Consider the following 9,589-nt stretch of genomic DNA (forward strand, 5'->3'; position numbering starts at 1 on the left):
CCATGCGCAGCGACCGGTCCTGCGGCGCGAGCGACTGCGCGCGGGCCAGCGCCTCGCGCGCATTGGCGCTCGGTTCGCGGCCGGCGGCGGCGAAGCTGCGGTAGAACAGCATCAGCGGTTCGGGATCGTCGTTCTCGATCGTGTTGGCGGCAAGGAACGACCGGCGGATGTCGCGCCACTGCGCCGCGTCCTGCGAGCTGGCGGCCTGTGCCGCCGCCATCCGCGTCATGCCGATATAGACATGACCGTCGACCGATTTCGGATCGGCGGCGACCGCGCGGCGTGCGGCGGCTTCGGCGGCACCATGGTTGCCGGCGTCATATTCCGCCTCGGCCAGCACCACCTGCGCCGCCGGGTCATTGGGGTAATAGGCGGCGGCCCGCTGGGCGAGCGCCAGCACCACCTGTGCCTCCTTCGCATCGACGCCGCGTTTCGAGCGGATGCGCGCCTTCATCGTCGCCGCCTCGCCCGGCCCCAGCGCGCGCACCGCCACCTTCGCCTGCGGGATCGTGCCGGGCGGGATGATCCGGTATTTGAGGCCGGAGGTCAGGTGGGTGCGCAGATCGCGGTTCAGCGCCGTCAGATCGCCGAACGCCGCCGCCGCCTGCGCGCCGGTCTTGCCCGCGTTGATCGCCGCCATATAGCCATCGAGCTGCCCGCGCCGCTTCGGGTCGGTCAGCAGCAGATGGGTCAGCAGCCAGCCCTCGGCATAGATCGCGTCGACGTCCACCTTCTTCGGATCGCCGGTCAGCAGCGTCTGCGCGCTGACGGGCAGGCCGTTGGCAAAGGCATAGCCGCGATACATTGGCGGCCGGGCGACCTCGATCGAATCATTGGCGCGGATGCGGGTGGGGGCGAAGAATTCGGCGAACCCCTCGACGAACCATGCCGGGAACGCGCCATCGGCCCAGTTCGACAGCATGAAATGATGGGTATATTCGTGGAATAGCACCTGTTCCTCGCTCAGATCGTCCGCGCTCTGGCCCGCGCTCTTGGGCACGATGGCGAGCGATCCGCCCGCGCGCGGAATATAGAAGCCCGCGACATTGGCCGATCCCGACAGCTTCGCGACCGTCGAGGTGTCGTTGACGACATAGACGGTAACGCGGTTGGCCGGCGATACCGGCGTCGCGGGAATGCTGGTCAGCATCCGCAACGTCTTGTCGAAGCGTTCGAGCCGTTCGGCGAAGCGCGCGACATTGGCGGGCTTGTCATCCGAATAGACCGTGAAATGGTCCGACGACGCTTCCTGCCATTCGGCCTGCGCCGCGACCGGCCAGAGCGTCAGCAGCGCCGCCGCCAGTGCGCGAATCATGATCGTATCGCTCCCCCGTTTTCCCCGGACGCAATGCTATGCTGCGCAGCATGCTTCGCCAAGCGGGTGCGGGCGTACCGTAGGTTTAGGACCGATCGACATTCAGTCAAACAGCGGCTCGTGCATCCCCCTCCCTGACCAGGGAGGGGTTGGGGGTGGGTGGGCCGGTTGTGGAGCGCTACCGTTTCCTCTCGGGCCNCTCCCTTGTCAGGGAGGGGAGCAGATTGGGAAGCCAATTCGTTGAATGTCGATCCGGTTTATAGGAAGCTGTACGGGTCGACATCCACCGCGACACGGACCTTGGCACCCCATTCGACCGAGGCGAGCCAGTCGCGGATCACGTCCTGCACGTCGAGGGTACGGGTCGCGTGGACCAGCAGGCGGAAGCGGTGGCGGCCGCGCAGCATCGCGAGCGGGGCGGGGGCGGGGCCATAGACGTGGCACCCCTCCACCTGCGGCTGCGCCCGGCCGATCGCGCGCGCGGTGGCCTCGGCGGCTTGCCTGTCCTCCGACGACACGATGATCGCGGCATAGCGCCCGAACGGGGGCACGGCGGCATCGGCACGCGCTTCCGTCTCGGCGGCATAGAAGCTGTCGGCATCGCCCGAGATCAGCGCCTGCATCACCGGGGCGGAGGGCTGCGTGGTCTGGATATAGACATGGCCGGGCTTCGACCCGCGCCCGGCGCGTCCCGCCACCTGCGCGATCTGTTGAAAGGTGCGCTCGGCGGCGCGCAGGTCGCCGCCCTGCAACCCCAGATCGGCGTCGATCACCCCGACGCAGGTGAGGTTGGGGAAATGATAGCCCTTCGTCACCAGTTGCGTGCCCACCACGATGTCGATGTCGCCCGCCTCCATCCGGCCGACGAACTCCGCCGCCTTGGCCGGGGACCAGATGGTGTCGGAGGTGACGACGGCTATCTTCGCCGTCGGCCACAGCGCCGCCGCCTCGTCGGCGATACGCTCGACCCCCGGACCGCAGGCGACGAGGCTGTCCTCCGCCTTGCATTCGGGGCAGGCACGCGGCGTCGGGATCATATGGCCGCAATGATGACACGACAGCCGGTGGATCAGGCGATGCTCGACCATCCATGCGGTGCAGTTGGGGCATTGGAAACGATGCCCGCACGACCGGCACAAGGTCAGCGGCGCATAGCCGCGCCGGTTGAGGAACAACAGCGCCTGTTCCTTGCGGCCGAGCGCCTCGTCGATCGCCTTGACCAGTGGCGCTGCGATCCAGCGGCCGCGCTCGGGCGGCTGGTCGATCAGGTCGATCGGTTCGATCGTCGGCAACTGCGCCTTGCCGTAGCGGCCGGGCAGCTTGAGTTCGGTATAGCGCCCCTGTGCCACCTGTTGCCGCGTCTCGATCGCCGGCGTCGCGCTGGCGAGGATCACTGGACATTGTTCGAACAGGCCGCGCATCACGCTCACGTCGCGCGCGTGATAATGGACGCCTTCCTCCTGCTTGAAGCTCGTCTCGTGCGCCTCGTCGACGACGATCAGCCCGAGATCGGCATAGGGCAGGAACAGCGCCGATCGTGCGCCGACCACGACCTTCGCCTGTCCGCTCGCGATCGCCCGCCACGCCCGGCGGCGCTGCGTCGAGCGCAGGTCGCTGTGCCACGGCACCGGCTCGCAGCCGAAGCGCGCGGTGAACCGCTTGAGGAACGGTTCGGTCAGCGCGATCTCGGGCAGCAGCACCAGCACCTGTCGCCTGGCGCGGATCGCCGCCGCCACGGCTTCGAAATATACCTCGGTCTTGCCCGATCCGGTGACGCCGTCGAGCAGGAAGGGGTGGAAAGCATCCGCCTCGACCGCTTGGGTCAGCGCATCGGCCGCCGCCGCCTGATCGGCCGAGAGTGCGGGCACATCATGGTCGGGATCGGGTTCGGGATAGGCCTGGTCGATGTCGACCGACACCGCCTCGATCGCGCCCTGCTTCACCAGCCCGCGGATGACCGCGTCGGACACGTCGGCGATGCCGGCAAGCTCACGCACCAGCCCGCGCCGCTCGCCGATCCGCTCCAAAGCCTGTTCGCGTTGCGGCGTCATGCGATCGGGCACCACGCCGGTCGCGCGATATTCGATGGCGAGCTTCGCCCCCTCCAGCGCCGAGTTGGACGCGAGACACATCCGCAGCACCGACGCCGGCGCCGCCAGATAATAGCCCGCCGTCCACTCGACCAGCCGACGTAGGGGCGCGGCGATCGGCGGCACGTCGGCGACGGCCAGCAGCGGGCGCAGCCGGTTGTCGCCGACCTCCTCGGTCGCGAGGCGATCGGCATCCCACACCACGCCGACCAGTTGGCGTGGCCCGAGCGGGGCGGTGACGATCGATCCCGCCTCGACGGTCATGCCGTGCGGCACCCGGTAGTCGAGCGGACCGAGCGCGGCGTTGAGCAGGAGGACACGGGCACGGGACATCGCCGCGATAGATAGGGCGTGCGGGCGGCGTTGGGAATTGGCGGCGGGCGGATCGCCCTTGCTTGCCCCATTCTCCGCGACGCGAACGTCCCGCTCCGGCCGGTTTCGTTGCCGCGTCGATGCGCGACGGCTTCCGTTGTGCCGCCGATGCCCTGTAGAAGCGCAAGATATTTCCGTAAAACAGAAAGAAGCATCATGCCGGACGCGACGCTGCTGCCCCCTGCCAAGGCGAAGCTGTGTCGTCTTGCCGGCGCGGTTTTCCTGTTGTCGGCGCTGGCGATGCCGTTCGTCATCGTGACCGCCGGGGTTACGCCGGGCGCCTCGCCCTATTGCGACACCGGCGACGGGTGCGTGTGGAAGGCGCAGCCCGGCGTGCTGCTGGCGGAGGAAACCCGGATCGAGGTCGCAGCGTCCCCGGTGACGCAGCGCCGGTTCGACGCCTATGCCGCGCGCGGCGACGTGCGGATCGGTCTCGCACTGATCGATGCGGTCGATACCGTGCCGTTCGCCTTGCTGATACTCAGTGTCGGGCTGGCGCTGCGCCGGCTGGGCGGGGCGGGGCGCGATGCGTTGCCGCAGGCGCTGCGCTGGCTGCGCCGTGCGGCGATTGCCGCGATCGCCTGGTCGCTGGCGCAGCCGGTGTATGAATCGCTGCTCGAAACCCTCCTGTCGCCGGGCACGCCCGACGGAGCGATGATCGTCCTCTCGATCGGCTTCGGCATGATCGGCACCGCCTTGCTCCTCGCGTTCGCCGCCTATGCCGCCGTCTGGGCGCTGGAGGCCGCCGTGCGGGCGCAACGCGATCTGGCCGAGTTCATCTGATGCCGGTGATCGTCAACCTCGACGTGATGCTGGCACGGCGCAAGGTCCGCTCGAAGCAACTGGCCGAGGCGGTCGGGATCAGCGAATCCAACCTGTCGCTGCTGAAGTCGGGCAAGGTGAAGGGCGTGCGCTTCTCGACGCTGGCCGCGATCTGCCGCTTCCTCGACTGCGAACCCGGCGATATTCTCGGCTACGACCCGTCCGACGACGATCTTCGCCCCGAAAGTGTCGACGATTGAGGGGTATCCTGCGCGCCATTGCGGCCTTGCTCCCATCCGGCCGGCCGCCCCGATACCCGGAAAATCGCGCAAAACTATCGTCCGAATCGAGGTCCCGGCCCCCGAAACGTCGATCGGTTATTGCCAAGACGGGGTCGATCGGCATAGGCGGGGCCACTTGCGGGACACGACTCGATCGTGATTCTCGCCTTGTTCATATCGTATCGAAAGCGAAGCCAGACCCGTCATGCAGATTATCGTCCGCGACAACAACGTCGACCAGGCCCTCCGCGCACTCAAGAAGAAGCTGCAGCGCGAAGGCGTCTATCGTGAGATGAAGTTGCGCCGCCACTACGAGAAGCCGTCCGAGAAGCGCGCCCGCGAGCGTGCGGCCGCGATCGGCCGCGCCCGTAAGGCCGAGCGCAAGCGCGCAGAACGCGATCGCTGATCGCGACGGCGCCGCCGCCCCGTGACGACCATCGGCACCCGGATCGACGAGACGGGTACGCTGGTGCGCGACGGCGGTGCCTTCTACCTTCGCCGTGACAGGGGCGGGCGCTATCGGCTCGAACTCCACCGTACCCCGGTGGACGAGGTCGAGAAGCGTGTCCGCGTGGTCGGCACGCTGGTCGACGCCGATCTGGTTGATGCCGATGGTATCGGCTTGGCCTGAGCGCCTGTCCGCGAGTGTTTGATGTTCGCGGCCCTTATCCGTGCGGATGCGCGCTGCGATAGACGTCGAGCAGATGGGCCGCATCGACGGCGGTGTAGATCTGCGTCGACGACAGGCTGGCATGGCCGAGCAGCGCCTGCAACGACCGCAGGTCCGCGCCGCGCCCGAGCAGGTGCGTCGCGAAGCTGTGGCGCAGCGCATGCGGACTGGTGCGGTCGCCCAGCCCCAGCGCGCGCCGCGCGGTGCGCACCGAACGGCGCACCACCCCGGCGTCGAGCGGCCCGCCCTTCGCTCCCCGGAACAGCGGCGCGTCGCGCGCGGTGCCCCACGGTTGCTGGGCCGCATAGGCGTCGATCGCGGCGCGTACCGGCGGCAGCAACGGCACGATTCGCGTCTTGTCGCGCTTGCCGGTGACGCTGAGCGTTTCGCCGAGCGGCAATGCGGCGCCGGTGATCGCCAGTGCCTCGCCGATCCGCAGCCCCGCGCCATAGAGCAGCAGCAGCACCGCCCAGTCGCGCGCGCCGATCCATGGTTCGGCGGCGGCGTCGGCGACTTCCTCCGCCAGCGACACGACCTCGTCGGGCGCGATCGGGCGGGGCACGCCGCGCGCTACTTTCGGGCCGCGTAGCCGGGGGACGGCGGTGCTCCCGCCGACGAACGTCAGGAACGCCCGCACCGCCGACAATTCGCGCGCGGCGGAAGCGTTGGCGAGGCCCGCCTCGCGACGATGGGCGAGGAACGCCCGCAGATCGGCCGGGGTGAGGGCCGCCAGCACGGGGCCGTCGACCGCGCCGCCGTGATGCGTCTGGAGAAAGGCGATCAGCCGCTCGGCGGTGGCGGCATAGGCGCGCACGGTATGCGCCGACCGCCGCCGGTCGCGCGACAGATACGTGGCGAAGGCGAGCGGAAGCGGCGGGGACATGGGCGACAGGGTAGCGGTGAAGGGCGGCAGAGGGAACCGGTGCGGCGCAGGCTTGGAAGCCGGGCGGATCAATCTTCGGCGATGCCATTGGCAAACCCGTCACCCCGGAACACGTCCGGGGTGACGACGGATCGGGCCTGAAAACGCCGCCCGGATTGTTCAATGTCGATCCGTCCTGACCCGAATCGTGCCGGTGCACGTCCTGCGGTGCCGGCACGTCTCACGGCCACCCATTCAGGATACGCTGTGGGTGGCCGGGCGGGAGGGGGAGCGGGCGGGAACCGCCTTGAAACTGGCTATCCCGCCAATTCCCCAGCGAACGCTCAGCCGATCGTCTGGCCCGATTTCGCCCAGTCGGCCATGAAGCCTTCGATGCCCTTGTCGGTCAGCGGATGCTTCACCAGCGCGCGGATGACCGAGGGCGGCGCGGTCATCACATCGGCGCCGATCTTCGCCGCCTCGAGGACATGGATCGGGTGACGGACGCTGGCGACGAGGATTTCGGTGCCGAAGTCATAGTTGTCGTAGATCAGGCGGATGTCGCTGATGAGGCCCATGCCGTCGAAGCCGATGTCGTCGTGCCGCCCGACGAACGGCGAGATGAAGGTCGCGCCGGCCTTGGCCGCCAGCAGCGCCTGATTGGCCGAGAAGCACAGCGTCACGTTGACCATCGTCCCGTCGTCGCTCAGCGCCTTGCAGGTCTTGAGGCCATCGATTGTCAGCGGCACCTTCACCGCGACATTGTCGGCGATCCTGCGCAGGATTTCGGCCTCGCGCATCATGCCCACGTGGTCGAGCGCCACGACCTCGGCCGATACCGGCCCCGACGTGACGGTGCAGATTTCGGCGACGACCTCGAGGAAGTCGCGGCCCGACTTGTGGATCAGCGACGGGTTGGTGGTCACGCCGTCGAGCAGGCCGGTGTTGGCCAGTTCGCGGATGTCGGCGATGTCGGCGGTGTCGGCGAAGAATTTCATGTCGGGCAGGTCCATCGAATCGGGAACGGGATGGGTCGCGCCATCGCCTATCGCACGCCCGGGGGCAACCTTTCGGTAATAGCGTGCTATTAGGCTTTTATGATGTCCGAATCCCTTGCCCCCGTCGATCCGCACGACGCCGTGGACCGGGTCCTGACGCTGCTCAGGGCTGCCCCCGACAGCCAGTTCGAGCAGTTGGTCCTGATCGCCCGCGAACTGATCGGCACGCCGATCGCCGCGATCAACATGATCGGAAGCGAACGGCTGTGGTCGAAGGCGACCATCGGCATCGATCGGCTGGAGATGCCATGCACCGAATCGCTGTGCCATCAGGTGGTGCTCGACGATCGGCCGCTGACCGTCGACGACTGCACGCTCGACGATCGCTTCGCCGACCTCGGCCTTGTGACCGAAGGGGGCCTGCGCTTCTATGCCGGGGTGCCGCTCCACGCCGTCGATCCGCAGACGGGCAAGCGCCATGCCATCGGCGCGATGTGCGTCGGCGACCTGCGTCCGCGCTCGCTCGACCCGGTAAAGCAGGATGCGTTGCGCGCGCTCGCCGATCTCGCCGAGACGGTAATCGCGACCCAGGTGTCGGTCGGCACCGCGGTCGAACTGGCGACGGTTGCCAACGATCACGCCCGCGAACTGGCGCGACAGGAGCGGCTGTTCCGCCATGCCGAGCGGATGGCGATGATCGGGTCGTGGCGGCTGGGGCTGCCCGACAACGACATCCACTGGTCGGAGGGTATCCGCCGCATCCATGAACTGCCCGCCGACGCGCTGCTGCCGCTGGAGGAGGCGATGCAATTCTATCCGCCGCACGCGCGGGAGGTTGTCGGCGCCTCGCTGGCCGATGCGATCGAGCTTGGCGGGCCGTTCGATTTCGAAACCGATTTCGTGACCGCGACCGGGCGGCACCGCCGCGTGCGCTCGATCGGCGAGGCGGAGTGCGATGCGAACGGTACGGTCGTGGCGCTGACCGGCGTGTTCCAGGACGTGACCGACCGGCATCTGCTCGAACAGCAGCTTCGCCGCTCGGCCTCGACCGATCCGTTGACCGGTATCGCCAACCGTGCGGCGTTCGATGCCGAACTGGCGCGCGACATCGCCTTTGCGGTCGACGGCGGCGGGACGTGCGGGCTGATCGTGATCGATCTCGATCATTTCAAGACGATCAACGACACCCATGGCCATCTGGCAGGGGACGACGTGCTGCGCGCGGTCGCGCAGCGGCTGTGCGCGCCGTATCTCGACAACGCCTTTGCCGCGCGGATGGGCGGGGACGAATTCGCGGTGATCCTGCGTACGCATGGCGACTGCAACCGGGCCGATGCGCTGGCCGCCCGGCTGGCGGCCGACCTGTCCAGACCGACCGACAGCGACGGGCGGACGCTGCCGGTTTCGGCGACGCTGGGCTATGCCGCGGTCACGCCGGAGACGGCGACCGTCCGCGACCTCCTCCACGCCGCCGACGCCGCGCTCTATGTCGCCAAGCGGGCGCGAACCCCCGTCACCGCCGGGCGCGAGGCTTCCAGGTGACGACGCGGTAGAGATAGCCGAGGACGATCGCCACCGACAGCGCGATCGCCGCCGGGCCGACATAGCGGTCGATCTGCTCAAAATTCGATCCCAGCCACAGCCCGGCATAGGCCAGCACCGCGTTCCAGAGGATCGATCCGGTAAAGGTCGCCAGCACGAAGCGCCAGTGCGGCATGCACGCCATGCCGGCGGGCAGCGAGATCAGCGTGCGGAACGTCGGCATGAAGCGAAAGACGAACACCGTCTTGCCGCCATGTTTGCGAAAGAAGCGCTGGAGCTTCTCGACATCCTCCCATTCGACCGTCAGCCAGCGGCCCCAGCGATCGACGAAGGGTTTCAGGCCGTGATAGCCGAAGCGGCGCCCAATCGCGTACCAGAAATAATTGCCCGCCGTCGTGCCGGCGGTGCCCCACAGCAGCAGCGGCAGCATCGCCATGTCACCCCGCGCGACCGCCATGCCGCCCAGCCCCATGATGACTTCGGACGGCACCGGCGGCACGACATTCTCGAGCGCCATCAACAGGAAGATACCGAAATATCCACCCCAGGCGATGGCATCGAGGATAAAGCTGGTCATCGGGCGTGAACGTCCGGGGCGGGGTTTCGTGCCGTTTCAGCAATTCAGCCTGGCTGAATTGCGACGGTGCCGGCCCGCTCCCCCTCCCCGCCACCCACGCGAGTATCCTGATGGGTGGCG

General features: G+C 68.2%; 10 protein-coding genes. 5 read left to right on the plus strand and 5 right to left on the minus strand.

Annotated elements, in window-relative coordinates; genetic code table 11:
* Both ASE78_RS19030 and ASE78_RS16490 read right to left on the minus strand, forming a co-directional pair.
* Positions 1-1,315 (minus strand): hypothetical protein (locus ASE78_RS19030; RefSeq protein WP_162236510.1); only part of this gene is annotated, 1,315 nt, incomplete at its 3' end.
* A gap of 257 nt (positions 1,316-1,572) precedes the next feature.
* The gene (locus tag ASE78_RS16490) at positions 1,573-3,738 is read right to left on the minus strand and encodes a primosomal protein N' (protein WP_056498578.1); all 2,166 of its coding nucleotides are present in this window, start codon (positions 3,736-3,738) and stop codon (positions 1,573-1,575) included.
* 195 nt (positions 3,739-3,933) lie between these two features.
* On the opposite strand from ASE78_RS16490, the gene ASE78_RS16495 reads away from it, so the two are divergent.
* From ASE78_RS16495 to ASE78_RS16510, 4 genes are all read left to right on the plus strand, one after another.
* The gene (locus tag ASE78_RS16495; RefSeq protein WP_156351535.1) at positions 3,934-4,560 is read left to right on the plus strand and encodes a hypothetical protein; all 627 of its coding nucleotides are present in this window, start codon (positions 3,934-3,936) and stop codon (positions 4,558-4,560) included.
* Positions 4,560-4,799: a helix-turn-helix domain-containing protein gene (locus tag ASE78_RS16500; protein WP_056498580.1), complete on the plus strand. Its 240-nt coding sequence runs from the start codon at positions 4,560-4,562 to the stop codon at positions 4,797-4,799. Before ASE78_RS16495 ends, ASE78_RS16500 begins: the two co-directional genes overlap by 1 nt.
* Before the next feature lie 226 nt (positions 4,800-5,025).
* A complete protein-coding gene (gene rpsU / locus ASE78_RS16505) occupies positions 5,026-5,226 on the plus strand; it encodes a 30S ribosomal protein S21 (protein WP_055757686.1) in 201 nt (66 codons plus the stop codon).
* 21 nt (positions 5,227-5,247) lie between these two features.
* On the plus strand, positions 5,248-5,451 hold the full coding sequence (locus ASE78_RS16510) for a DUF5818 domain-containing protein (protein ID WP_056498581.1): 204 nt from the start codon (positions 5,248-5,250) through the stop codon (positions 5,449-5,451).
* A 34-nt stretch (positions 5,452-5,485) separates the two neighbouring features.
* Here the strand turns inward: ASE78_RS16510 and ASE78_RS16515 are convergent, their stop codons facing one another.
* Complete coding sequence (locus ASE78_RS16515; protein WP_056498582.1) at positions 5,486-6,373, minus strand: tyrosine recombinase XerC; 888 nt, start codon at positions 6,371-6,373, stop codon at positions 5,486-5,488.
* A 323-nt stretch (positions 6,374-6,696) separates the two neighbouring features.
* Positions 6,697-7,350 carry a fructose-6-phosphate aldolase gene (fsa, locus tag ASE78_RS16520; RefSeq protein WP_056499253.1) on the minus strand — a complete coding sequence of 218 codons (654 nt, stop codon included), beginning with the start codon at positions 7,348-7,350 and terminating at the stop codon, positions 6,697-6,699.
* Positions 7,351-7,491: 141 nt separating this feature from the next.
* Between fsa and ASE78_RS16525 the strand changes: the two genes are divergently transcribed.
* Complete coding sequence (locus ASE78_RS16525; RefSeq protein ID WP_162236511.1) at positions 7,492-8,892, plus strand: diguanylate cyclase domain-containing protein; 1,401 nt, start codon at positions 7,492-7,494, stop codon at positions 8,890-8,892.
* Here the strand turns inward: ASE78_RS16525 and ASE78_RS16530 are convergent.
* A complete protein-coding gene (locus ASE78_RS16530) occupies positions 8,864-9,469 on the minus strand; it encodes a DedA family protein (RefSeq protein WP_055757692.1) in 606 nt (201 codons plus the stop codon). The two genes, ASE78_RS16525 and ASE78_RS16530, sit on opposite strands and share 29 nt — an antisense overlap.
* Between the last annotated feature and the right edge of the window lie 120 nt (positions 9,470-9,589).

The sequence above is a fragment of the Sphingomonas sp. Leaf25 genome (assembly GCF_001421635.1).
Lineage (GTDB): Bacteria > Pseudomonadota > Alphaproteobacteria > Sphingomonadales > Sphingomonadaceae > Sphingomonas.